Below are 19,269 nucleotides of genomic sequence, written 5' to 3'. Positions count from 1 at the left end.
GCACCCTCCGCGACCGTGTCCCGGGCGATCCGCCCGGCCGTCGGCTCCTGCGGCGGCGGTCAGCTTTCCGTTTCGGTCCTGTCGCCGCCCCAGAGGGTGTGGAAGACACCGTCGCGGTCGATGCGGTGGTAGGTATGTGCGCCGAAGTAGTCACGCTGCCCCTGGGTGAGGGCGGCGGGGAGGCGCGCGGCGCGCAGGGAGTCGTAGTAGGCGAGCGTGGCGGCGAAGGCGGGGGTGGGGACGCCCTGGGTGACGGCGGTGGCGATCACGGTGCGCCAGTCGTCCTGTGCCGCGGCGATCTCCTCGGCGAAGCTCTTGTCGGCGAGGAGGCTCGGCAGCTGGGGCTGGGCTTCGTAGGCACTGGTGATTCTGTCGAGGAAGGCGGCCCGGATGATGCAGCCGCCGCGCCAGATCGCGGCGATCCTGCCGAGGTCGATGCTCCAGTCGTACTGCTCGCTGCCGGCCGCGATCTCGTGAAAGCCCTGGGTGTAGGCGACGATCTTCGAGGCGTACAGGGCCTGCTCCACCTGGTCGGCGAAGGCCGCCGCCTCGTCCTCACCGAGCTTGCGGGCGGTGGGTCCGGCGAGGTGGCGTGAGGCGTCCCGGAGCCCGGCGTGGCCGGAGACGGAGCGGGCGAACACGGCCTCGGCGATGCCTGAGACGGGCACGCCGAGGTCGAGGGCGATCTGAACGGTCCAGCGGCCGGTGCCCTTCTGCTCCGCCTGGTCGAGCACGATGTCCACGAAGGGCTTGCCGGTCGCCGCATCGAAGTGCGAGAGCACTTCTGCGGTGATCTCGATGAGATAGGAGTCCAGGCGCCCGGTGTTCCAGGTGCGGAAGATGTCCGCGATCTGCGCGGGGGAGTAGCCGGCCACGTCGCGGAGCAACTGGTACGCCTCGCCGATGAGCTGCATGTCCGCGTACTCGATGCCGTTGTGCGTCATCTTCACGAAGTGTCCGGCACCGTCCGGCCCGATGTGCGTGGTGCAGGGCGACCCGTCCTTCGCCTTCGCCGCGATCTTCTCCAGCATCGGCCCCAGTGACTCGTACGACTCGGCCGAACCGCCCGGCATGATGCTGGGCCCGTTCAGTGCGCCCTCCTCGCCACCTGAGATGCCTGCGCCGACGAAGTGGATGCCGCGCTCGCGCAGCTCGTTCTCGCGGCGACGGGTGTCCTCGAAGTGGGCGTTGCCACCGTCGATGATGACATCGCCCTCGTCCAGCAGGGGGGCGAACTCCTGGATGACGGCGTCCGTCGGCTCACCCGCCTTCACCATGACGACCAGGCGGCGCGGGCGTTCCAGTGCCGCGACGAACTCCTCGGGTGTGCGTGCGGCCACGAAGGTCCCTTCGTCACCGAACTCCGCGACCAGGGAATCCGTCTTCGCGGTCGTGCGGTTGTGCACCGCGACCGTGTAGCCGTTACGGGCGAAGTTGCGGGCCAGGTTGCGGCCCATCACCGCGAGTCCGGTGACGCCGATCTGCGCAGTGCCGCTCATCTGTCTGCTCCTGCAATCTGTCGGGGAGACGGTGGAGGGACGGGCCCGCGGGGTCCGGGGTGCCGCGATGTCCAGTATGGATACGAGGGCGGGGGACGGCCTGTTCAGCGGCCGGATGGCGCACGGTCCGCCGCCCGCCGGGTCCGCCCGACAGGCCCCGGCCCGGCGTGTTCCGTACCCGAACGCCAACGGGTCTCCGTACGGCTGTTGTTCATCAAGTCTTGACACCTCATCAGCGGCGGCGCAACACTGACAACGCCTGGGAGAGCGCTCTCCCGCCGGGACCGGGCTCGGCTCGCGTCCACGAAGGGGCGCTCCCCGGTTGCACCGTCCAGCACCACTCTCTCCCCACTCCGCACACCCGATGTGTGCGGACGCAGAGCGGCATGGAGGTACGTATGGTGACAAGAACCTGCCCGCGACGACCCCGTCCCACAGCCCTCGGCAAGGCGAGGCTGCTGTCCCTGATGGCGTTCGTCGCGTCCCTGGCCCTCGTGGTCGCGGGATTCAACGCGATCACGGACGCCGGCCGGGCCGACGCCGCGCCGCGCACGGCCGCACAGCCCGCCGCGGTGACCCACGCGATGCAGGGGCACGCGATGGCGGCGAAGGCGGTGCCCTTCGGTGACGACCCCGACGGTGACGGCTACATACCGGCGAACCCGCCGGTCACCGGTGTCGAGCCGTCCACCGACCTGCCTGCGCACCGCTACTTCCACGAGTTCCAGGCGAACTGCTCGGTCAGCCACACCGCGCCCGACGACCCGATCGTCTTCCCCGGTCAGGCCGGCAAGTCGCACAACCACACGTTCATGGGGAACGACACCACGAACGCCGCCAGCACCACCGCGTCCCTGGGCGCGGGCGGCACCGCCTGCAAGGCGCCGGGTGATCTGTCCGCGTACTGGATGCCGACCCTCTACAACGGCGACCAGGAGGTCCGCCCCGTCGGGCCGCAGACCATCTACTACAAGGCGGGGGTCACCGACTACACCAGCGTGCGCCCGTTCCCGAAGGGGCTGCGGTTCGTCGTCGGCAGCCCGATGCAGACCGCCGAGCAGTTCCGCGACCACCCGGGCATGGTCGAGGGCTGGGAGTGCCAGAACCAGTACCACAACGTCGAATTCCCCGCGTACTGCCCGACCGACCGTGACGTCCAGCTCAACATCCGTATGCAGGCGCCGAGTTGCTGGGACGGTCTCCACCTCGACACCCCCGACCACCAGGCGCACATGGCGTATCCGCAGGCCCAGGGCGCCAATCAGAACGTCTGCCCGGCTTCCCACCCGGTCGCACTGCCGATGATCGAGTTCAAGATGGCCTGGCCGGTCAATGGCGACATGTCGAAGGTCAGGCTGGCAAGCGGTACCGGCCACAGCTTCCACTACGACTTCTTCAACGCCTGGGACGACGCCACGCTCGACGCCCTGGTCGACCACTGCATCATCGGTGGCCTCCAGTGCGACGCGCGTGGCTACGACCAGACGAATCCGGACCGCGGCGCCGCGCTCGACGGGAACTACGAACTCCCCTGACCCGGAGGGGGGAAAACGTGCCGTCCCGGTCCCCGCCGTCGGCACGGTGTACGAGCCCGCGGGGGCCACCGTCCGACGTGGCCACCGCGGGTCCGGTGCGTTCTCGGCCCGGCCGTCCGCCTGTGTATATTCGGAGAAAAGCCAGAGGTCCTGAGGGCTGAACCCGCAATTCCTGGTGGATCGGCGCGCGGCGTCGGATGCGGTGCATCGCGACGCGGAGGGACGTTGGCATACTGACATGTCCGGGCGTTCCGACAACGCGGCGAGGTGCCGTAGCCGGTGTCGTGCGCCCGCCGGGGATCGCGGGACAGCCCTCAGGCTGCACATGGTGGGGGCGGAGATGGTTCGCGCGGGGCTCACGACCGACCGGGTCGTGACGGCGGCTGCCGACCTGGCCGACTCGATCGGCTTCGACAAGGTCACCATCTCCGCGCTGGCCCGCGGCTTCGGCGTCAAGGACGCCAGCCTGTACTCCCACGTCAAGAACCTCCACGACCTGCGCACCCGGGTCGCGCTGCTGGCCGCGGGGGAGTTCATCGACCGGATCGAGGCCGCCGTGGCGGGCCGCGCCGGGCGGGACGCCCTGATCGCGTTCGCCGACGCCTACCGTTCCTTCGCGCTGGAGTGCCCGGGCCGGTACGAGGCGACGCGGATGCGGGTCGACCCCGCCGTCGTCGCCGAAGCCCCCGCGTACCACCGGACCATCGAGACCACCTCGTCGATGCTGCGCGCGTACGGCCTCACCGAACCCGACCTCACGGACGCGGTACGCCTGCTGCGCAGCACGTTCCACGGGTTCACCGCCCTGGAGGCCGACGGCGGATTCGGTGCGCCGCGCGCCGTGCAGACGTCCTGGGAGCGTGCCGTCGAGGCGTTGCACTTCCTGCTGGCGAACTGGCCGTCGGCGACCGGTGGGGGCGCACGGGGCGTGTGATGCCGTACGGAAGGCGTGGGACCTCCGGCAGAGGGGATTCCCGGGCAGCGCGAAACCTCCGGCGGCGGCGGTCATCCGTCGCGGCCGGAGGCTGCTGAGGTGGGCGCTCGCGCCCCGCGGAGAGTCAGGCGGTCTTGTGCGAGCGGCCTGTCGCCGCTTCCCGGATCAGCTCGGCGTAGCGCCGGCCGCTGCTCTTGACGGTACGGCGCTGCGTCGCGTAGTCGACGTGGACCAGGCCGAACCGCTTGTCGTAGCCGTATGCCCACTCGAAGTTGTCCAGCAGTGACCAGGCGAAGTAGCCGGCGAGCGGGGCGCCCTTGCGGACGGCACGTGCGCAGGCGGCGAGGTGTTCCTCCAAGTACCGGGTGCGTTCCGGGTCGTGCACCGATCCGTCGGCGAGGACGACGTCCTGGTACGCCGCGCCGTTCTCGGTGACGTAGATGCGCCGCACGCCGTATTCCCCGGTGAGGCGCAGGAGCAGTTGTTCCAGACCCTGCGCGTGTACCTCCCAGTCCATGTGGGTGTGGCGGGAGCCGGGCAGATAGACCGGCTTGGCGTGGGGAACGGGGCCGGTCGCGTCGGCGGTGACGACCTGGCGGAAGTAGTAGTTCACGCCCATCCAGTCGAGCGGCGCCGCGATGAGGTCCATGTCGCCTTCATGTACCGGGAGTTCTACTCCGTACAGGTCGACCATGTCCTGCGGGTAGCCGCGCCCGAGGATCGGGTCGAGCCACCAGCGGTTGGTGTGACCGTCACCGCGTACCGCTGCCTCCCGGTCCGCCGCACGGTCGGTGGCGGCTTCCACCGGGCTGAGGTTGTTGACGATGCCGACGCGGGCGTCCGGGTACGCGGTCCGTATCGCCTGCACGGCGAGACCGTGTCCGAGGTGCAGGTGGTACGAGGCCCGGACGGCGGCGGTCAGGTCGGTGAGACCCGGCGCCATGGTGCCCTCCAGATGGCCGATCCAGGCCGAACAGAGCGGCTCGTTGAGGGTCGCCCAGTCCTTGACGCGGTCCCCGAGGCGGTCCACGACGACCGAGGTGTACGCGGCGAAGTGCTCGGCGGTCTCGCGGACCGTCCAGCCGCCCCGGTCCTGGAGCGCCTGCGGGAGGTCCCAGTGGTAGAGCGTGGCGAACGGGGTGATCCCGGCGTCCAGAAGGCCGTCCACCAGCCGGTCGTAGAAGTCCAGACCGGCTTCGTTGACCGGGCCGTCACCGCCCGGGACGATCCGTGGCCAGGCGAGCGAGAAGCGGTACGCGCCCGCACCCACCTCCTTGATCAGGGCGATGTCCTGCGGGACACGGTGGTAGTGGTCGCAGGCGACGTCCCCGGTGTCGCCACCGGCCACCTTGCCCGGGGTGTGGGAGAAGGTGTCCCAGATCGACGGCGAGCGGCCGTCCTCGGCCACGGCTCCCTCGATCTGGTACGCGGCAGTCGCGACGCCCCAGGTGAAATCGGCCGGGAGGGAGCTGAGGGCGTACACGGAATTCCTTTCCGGAGCGGTCACTTGACGGCTCCCGCCGTGAGGCCGGCCACGAGGTAGCGCTGGAGGAGCAGGAACCCGGCGACGATCGGCACGCTGACGACGAGCGAGGCGGCCATGACCTGGTTCCAGTACACGTCGTTCTGCGTGGCGTAGCCCTGGAGGCCGACGGCGAGTGTGCGGGTGGTGTCGTTGGTCATGACGGAGGCGAAGAGGACCTCGCCCCAGGCGGTCATGAACGCGTAGACGGCGACGGCGACGATGCCCGGCACGGCCGCCGGCACGACGACCCGGAACAGGGCGCCGAGCGGTCCGCAGCCGTCGACGAGTGCGGCCTCGTCCAGGTCCTTGGGGATCGAGTCGAAGTAGCCGATGAGCATCCAGATGGAGAACGGCAGCGAGAACGTCAGGTACGTGAGGATCAGCCCGCCGCGCGAGCCGTACAGCGCGATGCCGGTGCTGTTCCCGATGTTGACGAAGATGAGGAACAGCGGGAGCAGGAACAGGATGCCGGGGAACATCTGGGTGGAGAGCACCGTGATGGTGAAGACGCGCTTGCCGCGGAACGTGTAGCGGCTGACGGCATACGCGGAGAACACCGCGATGATCACCGACAGGACCGTCGCCGCGCCCGCCACCACCAGCGAGTTGACGAAGTACCGGGCGAGCGGGACGGTGTCCCAGATATCGATGTACGGCTTGACGGTCAGCCCGGACGGGATCCAGTGGAACTTCCCCGAGACGTCCTGGAGCGGCTTGAGCGAGCTGCTGACCATCACGTACACGGGCAGCAGGACGAAGGCCGTCAGCAAGGCCAGGATGATGCGGCGGGTCCAGAGGAAGGACTGCGGCGCGGCCATGGGCGACCGGGACCGTGATCTCGTCCTCGCCGCTCTCGTCCGTGCGGCCGGCTGGGCATGGCTAGGCATCGGCACCCTTTCTCCCGCGTGAGGTGATGAGCAGATAGACGGCCGTCACGACCAGGAGGAACAGCAGCAGGAGCACGGACATCGCGGATCCGGTGCCGAAGTTCCAGGTGACGAACGACGACTGGTAGATGTGGATGGAGATGAGGTCCGCGCTCTCCGGCGCCGCCTTGCCGAACAGCACGTACGGGGTGTTGAAGTCGTTGAACGTCCAGAGGAACAGCACGAGCACCAGGACCTGGTTGACCGGGCGCAGCGACGGCAGTGTGATCGTGCGGATCTGCTGCCAGATGCCGGCGCCGTCGATCGCGGAGGCTTCGTACAGCTCGCGCGGGATGTTCTGCAGCCCCGCCATCACGATGAGGAAGGCGAAGGGCCAGCCCTTCCAGACCGAGACGACGATCAGCGCGTAGATGCTGTTGTCACCGATCAGCCAGAAGGACGGCTGGTCGGTCAGCCCCAGCTGGTCGTGGAGCACGTGGTTGATCAGGCCGTTGTCCCGCTGGAACATGAACGCCCAGGTGATGACGGCCGCGTAGACCGGCAGGGCGTACGGGAGGAGAAAGATCGCGCGGAGGAATCCGCGGCCGCGGAAGTTCTCCTGGAGCATGATCGCCGCCGCGACACCGAACAGCCAGGCCAGGCCGACGGCGAAGAACGTGAAGACACAGGTGACGAGGAACGAGTGGAGCAGCGCCTCGCCGATCGGGGCGTTGATGTCGATCGCGATCTTGTAGTTGTCGAAGCCGGTCCAGGGCGCCCCTCCCCAGTTGCCGATGAAGAACTGTGTGAGCCGGCGGAAGCTCATCACGATGCCGATGATCATCGGAATCACGTGGATGAGGAGTTCGAGCAGGACGGCCGGCAGGAGCAGGAGATAGGGCAGTCCGCCCTGACGGATCCGGCCGGGGATGCGCGGCAGTCGCCTGCGCGCACCCCCGGTGCCCCGGCTCGTCACCCTGTCCGACTTTTCCGTACGGCTGTCGGTGGTCACGGTCGCGGTCATGGAAGGTGCCTTACTGCTGCATCGTCTGCTGGGCCTTTTCGAGGCGCGCCTTGACGGATTCGGTGGTCACGGGGCGTCCGGCCGCGGCATCGGCCCACAGTTCCTTGACGGCAGTGCCGACGGCCGTCTCGAACTGCGACTCGTTGGGCACCTGCGGCAGCGGGGCCGCGCTCTTGGCCAGCGTGTCACGCAGGACGGCGAGGTCGGGCGCCGAGAACGCGGCGTCGGCCTGAGCGGTCTTGACCGGCGGGATGGACCCGTAGGTCTTGTTGAGCAGCTTCTGCTCGGCGTCGCTCGTCATGAACTTCACGAACTTCTTGGCGCCGTCGATGTTCTTGGTGTTCTTGAACACCGCCATGTTGATGCCGGCGACCATCGAGTTGACGTTCTTGCCCTGGCCGGGAGTGCCGGACGCGACGGGCACGGGGGCAGCGCCCCAGTCCTCCGGCTTCATTCCCTGGGAGGCGAACGTCGAGGCGGCGGCCTGCCACAGCACCATCGCGGTCCTGCCCTTGGCGAAGTCCGTCAGGGACTGGTTCTGGGCGTATTCGGCGTTGCCCGGCGCGACGATCTTGTCCTTGGCCATGAAGTCGATGTACTGCTTCACGGCCGCGACGGCCCCGTCGGACGTGAACGTCGGCTTGCCGGCGGCGTCGAAGAAGTCCGCGCCGTGCTGCTGTGCCAGGACGAAGGTCTGGTGGATGTTGTTGGAGAGGTTGGCGCCCTCTGCGCCCAGGCCCCACTTGCCGTCCTTGGAGAGCTTCTTGCCGGCCTCGACCAGTTCGTCCCAGGTGGCCGGGGGCTTGCTGATCCCTGCGTCGGCGAAGCTCTTCTTGTTGTAGTAGAGGGCGTACGCGAGCGAGTACAAGGGGACCGCGGAAGGGTCCTTGCCCTGCGCGCCGGCCGAGGCGACCGCCGAGTCGACGAAGCGGTCCCGGCCGCCGATCGCGTCGAAGTTCGCCTTGTCCCAGGGCAGCAGTGCTCCCGTCGCCTGGAGCGAGGCCGACCAGGTGTTGCCGATGTTCAGGACGTCCGGGCCCTGGCCCGACGTGGTGGCCGCGAGGATCCGGTTGAGCAGGTCGGCCCAGGGGACGACTTCGAGCTTGACCTTGATGCCGGTCTGCTCCTCGAACTTCTTGAGCTCGGGGGTCAGGACCTTCTTGTCGGCCTCGATGCTGGGGCCCTGGTTGGAGGCCCAGTACGTGAGGGTCCTGGGCGAATCGTTGCTGCCGCCGCTCGCGGACGAACCGCCTCCGCAGCCGGTGACTCCGGCCGCGATGGAGATCGCGAGGGTGGCGGCTGCTGCGGCTCTGATGGTGCGCATGCGGGATGGCCCCTTTCCGGGGAGGAAGGCCGTTTTCCTTCAAGAACCGAACGGCCTTCAGGACTTAATTTATGACGTGATTTAAGAGGTGAGTGAAGTTCGCGTCAAGTCCCGAGGTCGCGGTATCTTGCGGGATGGGAAGGAGCCACATGGCTGAGCGCGACAGACGGACCGTGCGTGACCTGCGCCGGGGCAACCGGGCGAGGGTATTGCAACGGTTGTATTTCGACGGCCCGCTGAGCCGTCAGGAGCTCGGCCCCGCGACAGGACTGAGTTCAGGTTCCATCAGCAACGTCGTCGCGGAACTCGCCGCGGAGGGTCTCCTGGAGGAGGCCGGAGTCGTCGATTCCGACGGCGGCCGTCCCCGCACACTGCTGCGCGTGGCTCCCGCGGGCGGCCTCCTCATCGGCGTCGACATCGGAGAGACGCGGATAAGGGTCGAGCTCCTCGATCTCTCCCTCACCGAACTCGCCCGTACCGAACGCCTGTTGGCCCAGCACGGCTACGACGTCGACCGGATCGTCGGCCATGTCCGCAGCGGGGTGGCCGACGTGCTGCGGGATGCCAACGCCGATCCGCACCGGCTCCTCGGCATCGGTATCGGCGTCCCCGGAATCATCGAGCGCCATGCACCGGAGGGTGAGGTCGGCGACGTGGGGTCCGTCGTCCACGGCCAGACCATCGGCTGGAGCGCCGTTCCCTTCGAGCGGCTGCTCCGCGACGCCGTCCGCGTCCCGCCGGAGGTGCCCTTCTTCATCGACAACGGTGCCAAGACGCTCGGCCAGGCCGAGATGTGGTTCGGCGGTGGTCGCGGCGCGGGGGCCTCGGCCATCGCCCTCATCGGCTCCGGCGTCGGAGCGTGCGTCAACCACGGCGGCCTGCTCGACGAGGACCGCAGCAGTATGGCCCTCGAATGGGGCCACACCACCGTGCAGTTGCGCGGCCGGCGCTGCCGGTGCGGTTCGATCGGCTGCCTGGAGGCGTACGCGGGTGCCGAGGCCATGCGTGAGCGCTGGCACGAGGCGGGCAGCCCGCTGCCCGCCGACGCCGACGACGAGACCGCGATCGCCGCGCTGCTCGCCGCCGCGTACCCCGGCCCCGGTGGCGAGCCCGACCCGGTGGCGGTCGCCGTGCTCGACGAGACCGCCGCATGCCTGGGCGCGGCGCTGGGCGACCTGATCAACCTCTTCCTGCCCGAGCGCATTCTCCTCGGTGGGTGGGCGGGTCTGCTGATCGGACCGCATCTCCTGCCCGACATCCGCCGCTACGCACAGGAGTACGCGCTCCGCCATGCCGCTGCCCGCACCACGATCGAGCTGGGACGCCTCGGCCCCGACGCGGTGACGGTCGGCGCCGCGACGCTCCCGCTGTCCGCCTTCCTCGCCAGGGGTGGAAGCCGCCCGTCCCCCCGACAACAGCCCGCCTCTGCGGGGACCGGCTTCCGGACTGCCGCCGACGCGGTACGGAGCAGGGAACGTGCGCGGACGGCGCCGGACGCGACGAGGTGAGACGCGACTACCGGTTGTCCCCGGCCGGAGAACCGGCTTCCGGACTGCCGTCGACGCGGTACGGAGCAGGGAACGTGCGCGGACGGCGCCGGACGCGACGAGGTGAGACGCGACTACCGGTTGTCCCCGGCCGGAGAACCGGCTTCCGGACTGCCGTCGACGCGGTACGGAGCAGGCAGCGTGCGCGGACGGCGCCGGACGCGACGAGGTGAGGCGGAGGCGCCGGTTGTCCCCGCCCGGACGCGATCAGGGGAAGGGTCGCAGGAGCCCCGCTCGCCGCATAGCGAGGGCGACGAGCGGGGCATCCGCTGCCACTCGGCCGGCCAGGTCACGCCCCGGGCCGAAAGCCTCCGACACGGGTCTTGCCCGGGCGTGTTCCGGACAAAGCGTGGCGGCGGGTCAGGCCGACTCCCGTACCACCAGCGACGGTTCGAAGATCACGGATGACGCCGCTCTGTCCGGGCTCGACAGCCGGTCGATCAGCAGCCGGGCCATCTCCGCGGCCATCGCCTCCACCGGCTGACGGACCGTGGTCAGCGGCGGGCGGCAGGCGGACGCCGCGCTGCTGTCGTCGAACCCGATGACCGCGACGTCTTCCGGCACCCGCTTCCCGTGTTCCCGCAGGACGTGACAGGCGCCCATCGCCATCACGTCGTTCGCCACGAACAGTCCGTCCAGATCCGGGTGTTCGGCCAGCAGCCACTCCATCGCGGCCTCGCCGCTCTCCTGGGTGAACCGTCCCTCGGCGATCGGGATGTAGGAATGCCCGCGACTCGCCAGAGCGTCGCGGAAACCGGCCAGCCGCTCCTGGCCCGCCGGTACGTTCAGCGGTCCGGTGATGGTCGCGACGCGGCGGCAGCCTCGTGCCAGCAGGTGTTCGGCGGCCAGCCGTGCCCCGTCGCGGTGTGCGAGGTCCACATAGCTGATCGGCACCGGCCGGGCGGGCCGGGCGTACAGCACGGCGGGCAGGCCGGCATCCGCGAGCAGACCGGGCAGGGGGTCCTCCGCGTGTGTCGAGACGATCAGGGCGCCGTCCGCACTGCCCTGGCGCAGGAACGAGACCACTTCCTCGCGGGCCCGTGACGTCTCCGCGAACATCAGGACCGGGTGCATACCGCGGGGCCGCAGATGGTTGACCACTCCGGTCACGACCCGGCCGAAGAACGGGTCGGCGAAGACCTGCGCGGTGAAGGACGATCCGTTGTCCGGATCGGCCGCCTCCGCGCCGGTCGCCCCCAGCGGGTCGGCAGGCTCGGGTTCGACGCCGGCGCCGGAAACCACCAGGGCGATGGCGTCGGTGCGCCGGGTCACCAGGGAGCGCGCCGCCCGGTTGGGCGCGTAGCCGGTGAGATCGACCGCTCGGCGCACGGCCTCCTGGATTACCGGGTCGACGTTCCGTACGCCGTTGACCACCCGGGAAACGGTGGCGCGGGAGACACCGGCCGCCCTCGCCACGTCCTCAAGGGTGGGTGCACCGACCGGTCGCAGGTCATCCGTCATGAGCGCATTTATAGCATCAAGGGAGAGCGCTCTCCCCGTCCGTGACCCCGACGTCGTCCGACAGGCGCGGCCCTGGTGCAGGGGAAGGGGCCCGGGCAGGCTGCGACACGCCCGGGACCGCCGATGGCCGGAACTCGCTGTGCTCTTGTCATCACCCGCTGTCTGCACATAAGTTGACCGCTTGCGACGTGTCCTACTGCCTGTGGGGGAGCCACATCATGGCCGCGAACGGACGGCACCGCAGATACCAGCCCAGCCGCATCAACCGCGCCTCGCTCACGGTCACGGCGGGCGGTGCGGGCATTGCGCTTCCGCTGCTCACCGCCGCGTCGGCCGGTGCGGCGGCAGGAGATGTCTGGGACAAGGTTGCCGCGTGCGAATCGACCAGCAACTGGCACATCAACACGGGTAACGGCTACTTCGGCGGGCTGCAGTTCACCCGGTCGACGTGGGCGGCCTACGGCGGCACGGTCTACGCGCCACGCGCGGACCTGGCCAGCAGGGACCAGCAGATCGCCATCGCGGAGAAGGTCCTGGAGGGGCAGGGCCCCGGCGCCTGGCCGGTCTGTTCAGGGAAGGCGGGCCTGACGCGGGGCGGTGACGGACCGGACCTCAGTCCGCAGACCGAGCGCACTGCCGAGGTCACGACACCCAGGAAGGCCGGACCCCGGACCGCCGAGCCGGCCAGGGCCGAGGTGAAGAGGGCGTCGGCGTCCGCCACGCCGACGACGGTGCCGGGCAAGCGCGACTCGTACACCGTGGCCGGCGGGGACTCGCTGTCCGGGATCGCGGCCGACCGGAATCTGGAGGGCGGCTGGCAGCGGCTCTACTCGGCGAACCGCAAGGTGGTCGGAGACGACCCGGATCTGATCTTCCCGGGTCAGCGCCTGAGCCTCGACCTGTCCCGGGCCCCCAGGACGGTCACCCGCGCCGCGCCGAAGACGGATACCGCACCCGAGTCCCGGGCCAAGGAGAAGCCGGCGCCCGCACCGAAGCGGACGGCGCAGGCCGAGCAGAAGCAGACGGCCCGGCCCGTGCAGCAGCAGCCGAAGCGGACCGAGCAGGCGAAACCGAAGCCCAGGAAGACCGAAAGCCACAAGACCGAAAGCCACAAGACGCAGAACCGGAAGACCGAGCGGGCGGAGAAGCACTCCGGGCTCACCGCCCCGGTGGCGGCCGGCACGGGCACCCCGTATCACCAGGCCGGCTCATGGTCCAGTGGATACCACACGGGCGTCGACTTCCCGGTACCCACCGGCACATCGGTGAAGGCTGTGGCGCCCGGCACCGTCGTCTCGGCGGGCTGGGGCGGGGCGTACGGCTACCAGATCGTCATCCGGCACGGCGACGGCAAGTTCAGCCAGTACGCGCACCTCTCGTCGCTACTGGTGCGCTCCGGTCAGCACGTCGGCGGAGGGCAGCGCATCGCCCGCTCCGGCTCCACCGGCAACGTCACAGGGCCGCACCTGCATTTCGAGATCCGGACGGGCCCCGACTACGGCTCCGACATCGACCCGCTCGCCTACCTCAGGGCGGGCGGCGTCAGGGTCTGAACACCGGGGCGGTCACCGGCCGCGACGGCGGAGGCGGTGGACGCAGCGGACGACGCGCCCTTGCGCGCGGCGCCGCCGTGCGCCCGCGCGCCCGGTCCGAACTCCACCTGACCCACCCGGCGCTCCAGCGGCATCCGTACGGGCAATGCCGGCGGAGCGGGAAACGTTTCTGCGGCCGCCGTCGGCTGCGTCGGCCCCACTGGTCCGGTAAGAACCACCGCGGTCGGTGTCGTCGACCGGACCGGCCGCGGCAGCGTGCCCGCCGGGTCGATCGGTGTGCCCGCCGGGTCCGGCGAGCCGGCGGGCCCGGCGAAATCCCCCGCGCCCTCGCCGGAGTGCTGGGGTTCGGGCGAAGGCGCGGCGCCGGTGGTGCTCCGGGACGCCCTGTCTGCGCGGGCAGCGGTCTGCCGGCGGTCGTCGCGATCCGCCGCCTGCCGGCCCTCGCGGCGCTCCGCGCTCATCCGTTCCGTGGTGAGCATGATCAGCCCACCGGCCGCCACGGCGCCGCAGAGGAGGGCGAGCATCGTGCCCGCGGTGCCGTGCCGGAACTGCTCACCGAACAGCGTGATGCCCACCGCGGCGGCCACCACGGGGTTCACGACCGTCACCGTGGCCAGCGGGGCGGTCAGGCCCGCGCCCCGGTACGCGGACTGGGACAGCAGCAGTCCGGATCCCGCGAGCGCCGCGATCACCAGGAGCGTCGGGAGCCCCGTGCCCACCGAGCCCGAGGTCCACTGCATCGCCACGGTCTTCGTGAACACCGAGGAGATGCCGAAGGCGACACCCGCGGCGCCGGCCAGGACCACGCTGCGCATCACCGGACGGCGCATGGCCCTCGCGACCAGCATGAGCGCGGCGACCGCGCCGAACGTCACGACGGCGAGCATCAGTTGCTGCGGCCCGCCCAGGGATCGCGCCTCCGAACCTCCGGTCAGGGCCAGCAGCCCGGCAAGCCCCGCGGTCGCCATGACCGCGCCCCGCCAGGCGGTCGCCCCGGCCTTGCGGTGCACGAAGAGGGCGGACATCGGCAGGGCGAAGACGATGGTCAGGGCGCCCAGCGGCTGCACGAGGCTCAGCGGGCCGTACGCCAACGCCACCACATGCAGGAGGGCGCCCACACCGTTGAGTGTCACCGCGGCCCACCACACCCGGTTGCGCAGTGGTGCGAGTGAGCCTCCGTCGGAGGCGGTGGCCACGCGCTCCTGGACGATCGCCCCGGCCGCGTAGGCGACCGCGGAGATCAGTGACAGCAGCACGGACAACGCGAGGGAACTCATGTACACCACGATCTCCCTTCAAAGCCGCCGCGTCGTCGTCCCTGAGGCGGCGATTCGGCGTACTGCTTTGGTAGTACGGGAGTGGTCCCGGTGTCCTCCTCCCGACGGTAGTCCTCCCTGTGGCCGACGTCAGAACGATCATCCCGCACCTATACGGTGAACCGCGAGCCGCGGCACGTTCGGTGTCCGTGGGTTCACACCAGGTGGCAGGACGGGGCGGGAGGCGACAGCGCGATGGGCGGGGACGAAGAGGCAGGTCCGGGCGGGTTCTTCGTGCTGCGGAGGGCCCCGGTGCCGGACGGCGGGCATCTCGCCCTGGCACGGTTGTACGCCGGGGAGGGCGCCTCGCTCGCGGCCCGGATCGACACCGTCGCGCAGCGGCTCGGGACGGCCGAACGACGCGTCGCCGCCTCCATCGCGCATCTCGGCCTTGCCGCGCGCCTGTGGTCCGTCGCTCTGGGCCCGGCAGCCCTCACCGGCGGTCTCCCCGGTCTTGCGGCAGAGGATCTTCACTGGGATCCCCGGTGGCCCGCCCCGGACGACCTGTGGCTCGGCGGAAGCACGCTGCTCCCGGGCTCGGCCGCCCGGATCCGGGATGCCGTCCAGCACGCCCACCTCGAACCGCTCGCCGAGGCGATCCGCAGGGACACCCCCGTGCCGGCCCGGCTGCTGTGGGGCAACGCCGGCTCCGCTCTGGCGGGAGCCGCACGCGAGCTGATCGCGTGGGCGCGTACCCACGGCAGGCCTGACGTTGCCGCGCGCACCCGCGTCCTGGCGGCCGAACTCTTCGACCACCCGGATCTGCGCGACTCGGGCGTCCCGCACGGGCCGGCATTCCGCAGGAGTACCTGCTGCCTCTACTACCGTGTCCCGGGCGGTGGTCTGTGCGGGGACTGCGTCTTCGACGAGGCCCCCCTCGCACGGCCGGGGCGCCCCGGCCGGGGGTGAGGAGCCCGCCGGAGCGCGCGTGGCAGAGCCTTTCGGGTTTCTCTCGTGAGCCGGTCGGCACGTATGGCGGCAGGGGAGCGGCGCACGGGCTACGAAGTCGACGGCAGGTGGTTCGTCCCCGCCACGCCCCATCCCTGCCCTGTCACGAGGAGCCCGGACATGCAGCAGTCCACCGTGAGGACCACCGGTGCCGGGCTCCGTGCCCGTACCCTGAGGGCGACGGGTGCCACGCATGGTTCTTGACCTCGTCATCATCGGTCTGGCCATCAACGTGGGGCCCCTGCACAACAGCGCGTTCATCCTGCTGCTCTCCGCGCCCCGGGGCGTCCGGAAGGGCCTTGCGTTCATCATGGCGTGGCTCGGCTGCCTGGTCCTGGTGCTGGCCGCGGTGCTTCTGCTGACCGGCGGTAAGCCACCGGCGCCCAGGAGCGCCCCCTCCACGGCCGCCCTGGCGCTCAAACTGGTGCTGGGCACGGGCATGGTGGTCTACGCGGAGTCGAAACGGCGCCGGGGCGCCGGTAAACGGCCGCACCGGACCCCCAAGTGGCTGGGGAGACTGGACAGTGCCTCCGGCTGGACCGCCGCGGGTCTGGGCTTCATTCTGCAGCCCTGGGGTCTGGTCGCCGCGGGCGCCGCCACGGTCGTCCAGGCGCATCTGACCTCGCTCGCCTCGTACGTGGCGCTGGTGGCCTTCTGCCTGCTGGCCACCTGCGGCCTGATCGCGATGGAGTTGTACGCGACGTTCCGGCCGGCGAAGGCGCGGGCGGAGCTCGGTGCGCTGCGCGACTGGACCGAGGGCCATCAGGACCAGGTGATCGTCACGTTGTCCCTGCTCGCCGGAGTGTGGCTGGTCGCCAAGAGCATTTACCAACTCGTCTGAGCCCCGGCGCCCGACAGTCTTCAGGGCACATCGAAACGCGGCGCGGCGATCCGGTCCGTGCTGCCGTGCCGAGGGCTCTGACGTGGGCTCTTCCGGTATCCCTCCGTTCCGTAGACGGCCTTGTCATGGACCTGGACAGCGCTGCATCCGGCGTGCTGTCATGCCAACTGCCTTTCCTTCCAACGTTGTACATCGTGTTGCAACGAGCCGCCACCCTTCCTCACCAAGGAGGATCCGTGCGCATCGACAAGAGACTGATTCTGTTCCTGGCAGCCGCCGTGGGGGCCGCCGGTCTGTCCGCCGTACCCGCCGCCTCGGCGGCCGGTCAGGATTCCGGGGACTCCGCCGAGGTACAGGGGCTGAAGGGGGAGTACTACACCCAGACAGCCCCCGGGGCCTTCGACTTCGGGACGCTCAAGGCCACCGGCTTCGACCCGTCCATCGACTTCCCGACTCTGGAGTCGCGGCTGACCTCGGCCACCGGACAGGCCGACGACGCCAGCATCCGGTGGACCGGGAAGATCGTGCCGGAGAAGTCCGGCGCCCACACGTTTTCCATGATCGGGGACAACGGCTTCCGCCTCTGGATCGACGGGAAGCCGGTCATCGACCACTGGGTCGACGACTGGGAGAGGGAACAGACCTCCCAGCCGGTCGAGTTGACCGCCGGGACCGCCTACGACTTCAAGGTGGAGTTCTTCGAGCACCAGGGAGGATCAAACCTCCACCTCAAATGGACCGAACCGGGCGGCACCAAGGTGCCCGTACCGCAGTCGGCCTTCCGGCTGCCGGACGACTTCGCGTACGACGGCGCCATCGGCGCCACGGTGCTCGCCGACGGCCGCACCCTCAAGCTCGACTTCGCACAGAAGCTCGGTGCTCTCCCGGCCGGTCTGGTGAACCACCTGGACGCCGTGATCGGTGGCGCGCAGTGGCCGTTGGGGGCGGTCACTGCGGACCCGGCCGACCCGCGCAGCGTGACCGTCGCCCTCAAGGAGCCGGTCGTCGGGAACAAGGCCGGTGACGCCACGGGCCTGGCCGACATCCGCTACGACGGGGACGGCGCTCTGGCCGGCGAGGACGGCAAGGCGGTCGGCGCCTTCTGGTCCAGCGGGCCCAACCACTCCACGTACCAGCTCCGCACGAAGTGGGCCGAGGAGGTCGGGCCGAAGAACGCCCTGCCCGAGTACCCGCGTCCCCAGCTCACCCGCGACAACTGGCAGAACCTCAACGGGTCCTGGGAATTCGCCGCGGCCAAGGCGGGGGAGCAGCCGCCGGTCGGCAGGAAGCTCGGCGAGAAGATCCTCGTCCCGTACCCCGTCGAATCGCAGCTCTCCGGGATCGAACGGCACGAGGACCGCATGTGGTACCGCCGGACCTTCACCGTTCCGAAGAACTGGAAGGTCGGCTCGGCGAAGCGGCTCCAGCTGAACTTCGGCGCCGTGGACTGGCAGTCCGAGGTGTACGTCAACGGGCACAAGGTCGCCGAACACAAGGGTGGCTACGACAAGTTCAGCGCCGACGTCACCGACGCGCTGAAGCCCGGCCGCACCCAGGAGCTGATCGTCGGCGTCTACGACCCGACGGACGCCGAGGACGGCGAGAACCCGCCGATGGGCAAGCAGCGCCTGGACCCGAGCGGCATCTGGTACACCCCGTCCTCCGGCATCTGGCAGACCGTCTGGATGGAGCCGGTCGCGGCCGACCACGCGGACTCGCTGAAACTCACCCCGGACGTCGCGAGCGAGAGCGTCGCCGTCGAGGTGCGCGGTGTGCGTGACGGGGTGCCGGTCACGGCGACGGCGTACGACGGCAAGCGCGAGGTGGGGACGGTCACCGGCCGGACCGGATCGGCCCTGAAGCTGTCCGTGCCGCATCCGCACCTGTGGTCCGCGGACGACCCGCATCTCTACCGGCTCCAGGTCACGGTCGGAGCCGACCGGGTCGGCAGCTACTTCGGCATGCGGTCCATCGCCGTCGAGAAGGTGGACGGCACCCCGCGCACCATGCTCAACGGCAAGCCCGTCTTCATGATGGCCACCCTCGACCAGGGCTTCTGGCCCGACGGGCTGCACACCGCGCCCACCGACGAGGCGCTCGCGTACGACCTCAGGATGCACAAGGCGATGGGCTTCAACTCCGTCCGCAAGCACATCAAGGTCGAGCCCGACCGCTGGTTCTACTGGGCGGACAAGCTGGGCCTGATGGTGTGGCAGGACATGCCGGCGATGAACACCGTCAACCCGTCCGCCGCCGCGCGCGCCGAGTACGAGCACGAGATGAAGGAGATGATCGACGAACACGCCGGCCACCCCTCCGTCGTCATGTGGGTGACCTTCAACGAGGGCTGGGGCCAGTACGACGAGGCCCGGATCGCCGACCAGGCCAAGGCCTGGGACCCGACGCGCCTGGTCAACAGCATGTCCGGGATCAACCTGGGTGCCGACGGCGGCACCGGGGACATCATCGACGAACACGGCTACCCGAGTCCGGCCCTGCCGGCACCGGATGGCCGACGGGCGCTGATGAGCGGCGAGTACGGCGGACTCGGACTCGCGGTGCCGGGCCACGCCTGGGCGGTGCAGCAGTCGTACATCGCGGTCGACCCTGCCACCTACACCGACGACTACCTCACCAAGCTCGACGAGGTGCACGCGCTGGCCTGCAAGGGCGGCAACGGCGCGGTGTACACGCAGATCTCCGACGTGGAGGGTGAGCTGAACGGTCTGCTCACCTACGACCGCAGGGTCGTCAAACCCGATGTGAAGCGGGTCCACGACGCCCAGCAGGCGTTGATCCGCGACGCCTCGAAGGACGTCGTGGCGGGCTGCCCCGCGGCCTGACCTGTGGTGCCGTTCCGGTCCGCCCCGCAGCGGGCGGACCGGAACGGCACCGT

At 70.1% G+C, this 19,269-nt stretch carries 14 protein-coding genes; 7 read left to right on the top strand and 7 right to left on the bottom strand.

Going from position 1 to position 19,269, the window contains the following annotated elements; all coding sequences use genetic code 11:
- Positions 1–59 precede the first annotated feature (59 nt).
- A complete protein-coding gene (gndA, locus tag OG538_RS02440) occupies positions 60–1,499 on the bottom strand; it encodes an NADP-dependent phosphogluconate dehydrogenase (protein WP_406089650.1) in 1,440 nt (479 codons plus the stop codon).
- Between the two features lie 467 nt (positions 1,500–1,966).
- On the opposite strand from gndA, the gene OG538_RS02435 reads away from it, so the two are divergent.
- Both OG538_RS02435 and OG538_RS02430 read left to right on the top strand, forming a co-directional pair.
- Positions 1,967–3,034 carry a DUF1996 domain-containing protein gene (locus OG538_RS02435; RefSeq protein ID WP_406099957.1) on the top strand — a complete coding sequence of 356 codons (1,068 nt, stop codon included), beginning with the start codon at positions 1,967–1,969 and terminating at the stop codon, positions 3,032–3,034.
- A 340-nt stretch (positions 3,035–3,374) separates the two neighbouring features.
- Complete coding sequence (locus tag OG538_RS02430) at positions 3,375–3,968, top strand: TetR/AcrR family transcriptional regulator (RefSeq protein ID WP_406089648.1); 594 nt, start codon at positions 3,375–3,377, stop codon at positions 3,966–3,968.
- 124 nt (positions 3,969–4,092) lie between these two features.
- Here OG538_RS02430 and OG538_RS02425 read toward each other — a convergent pair whose 3' ends face one another.
- From OG538_RS02425 to OG538_RS02410, 4 genes are read right to left on the bottom strand one after another with little or no spacing between them, the layout of a single operon-like run.
- Positions 4,093–5,451 (bottom strand): GH1 family beta-glucosidase, encoded by a 1,359-nt coding sequence (locus OG538_RS02425; protein ID WP_406089646.1) that lies wholly within the window; start codon positions 5,449–5,451, stop codon positions 4,093–4,095.
- Positions 5,452–5,471: 20 nt separating this feature from the next.
- The gene (locus OG538_RS02420; RefSeq protein ID WP_406089644.1) at positions 5,472–6,380 is read right to left on the bottom strand and encodes a carbohydrate ABC transporter permease; all 909 of its coding nucleotides are present in this window, start codon (positions 6,378–6,380) and stop codon (positions 5,472–5,474) included.
- Positions 6,373–7,383, bottom strand: a complete 1,011-nt coding sequence (locus OG538_RS02415; RefSeq protein WP_406089642.1) for a carbohydrate ABC transporter permease — start codon at positions 7,381–7,383, stop codon at positions 6,373–6,375. Before OG538_RS02415 ends, OG538_RS02420 begins: the two co-directional genes overlap by 8 nt.
- Before the next feature lie 10 nt (positions 7,384–7,393).
- Positions 7,394–8,707, bottom strand: a complete 1,314-nt coding sequence (locus OG538_RS02410; RefSeq protein ID WP_406089640.1) for an ABC transporter substrate-binding protein — start codon at positions 8,705–8,707, stop codon at positions 7,394–7,396.
- A 149-nt stretch (positions 8,708–8,856) separates the two neighbouring features.
- Here OG538_RS02410 and OG538_RS02405 point away from each other — a divergent pair, with 149 nt between their 5' ends.
- On the top strand, positions 8,857–10,215 hold the full coding sequence (locus OG538_RS02405; RefSeq protein WP_406089638.1) for an ROK family protein: 1,359 nt from the start codon (positions 8,857–8,859) through the stop codon (positions 10,213–10,215).
- A gap of 399 nt (positions 10,216–10,614) precedes the next feature.
- Here the strand turns inward: OG538_RS02405 and OG538_RS02400 are convergent, their stop codons facing one another.
- Positions 10,615–11,715 (bottom strand): LacI family DNA-binding transcriptional regulator, encoded by a 1,101-nt coding sequence (locus tag OG538_RS02400; protein WP_406089636.1) that lies wholly within the window; start codon positions 11,713–11,715, stop codon positions 10,615–10,617.
- 218 nt (positions 11,716–11,933) lie between these two features.
- Here OG538_RS02400 and OG538_RS02395 point away from each other — a divergent pair, with 218 nt between their 5' ends.
- Positions 11,934–13,268, top strand: coding sequence for a transglycosylase family protein (locus OG538_RS02395; protein WP_406089634.1), 1,335 nt, complete (start codon positions 11,934–11,936; stop codon positions 13,266–13,268).
- Here the strand turns inward: OG538_RS02395 and OG538_RS02390 are convergent.
- Positions 13,238–14,554: a DMT family transporter gene (locus OG538_RS02390; RefSeq protein ID WP_406089632.1), complete on the bottom strand. Its 1,317-nt coding sequence runs from the start codon at positions 14,552–14,554 to the stop codon at positions 13,238–13,240. The two genes, OG538_RS02395 and OG538_RS02390, sit on opposite strands and share 31 nt — an antisense overlap.
- A gap of 225 nt (positions 14,555–14,779) precedes the next feature.
- Between OG538_RS02390 and OG538_RS02385 the strand changes: the two genes are divergently transcribed.
- The 3 genes from OG538_RS02385 to OG538_RS02375 all read left to right on the top strand — a co-directional run bounded on the left by OG538_RS02385 (position 14,780) and on the right by OG538_RS02375 (position 19,216).
- Positions 14,780–15,493 (top strand): (2Fe-2S)-binding protein, encoded by a 714-nt coding sequence (locus tag OG538_RS02385; RefSeq protein ID WP_406089631.1) that lies wholly within the window; start codon positions 14,780–14,782, stop codon positions 15,491–15,493.
- A gap of 232 nt (positions 15,494–15,725) precedes the next feature.
- Positions 15,726–16,373 (top strand): GAP family protein, encoded by a 648-nt coding sequence (locus OG538_RS02380; protein WP_406089629.1) that lies wholly within the window; start codon positions 15,726–15,728, stop codon positions 16,371–16,373.
- A gap of 236 nt (positions 16,374–16,609) precedes the next feature.
- Positions 16,610–19,216 carry a PA14 domain-containing protein gene (locus OG538_RS02375; RefSeq protein ID WP_406089627.1) on the top strand — a complete coding sequence of 869 codons (2,607 nt, stop codon included), beginning with the start codon at positions 16,610–16,612 and terminating at the stop codon, positions 19,214–19,216.
- Positions 19,217–19,269 lie beyond the last annotated feature (53 nt).

It is taken from the genome of Streptomyces sp. NBC_01013, assembly GCF_045162765.1.
Lineage (GTDB): Bacteria > Actinomycetota > Actinomycetes > Streptomycetales > Streptomycetaceae > Streptomyces.
Note: the sequence above shows the minus strand (reverse complement) of the source record. Positions and strands in the feature narration are given on the sequence as shown.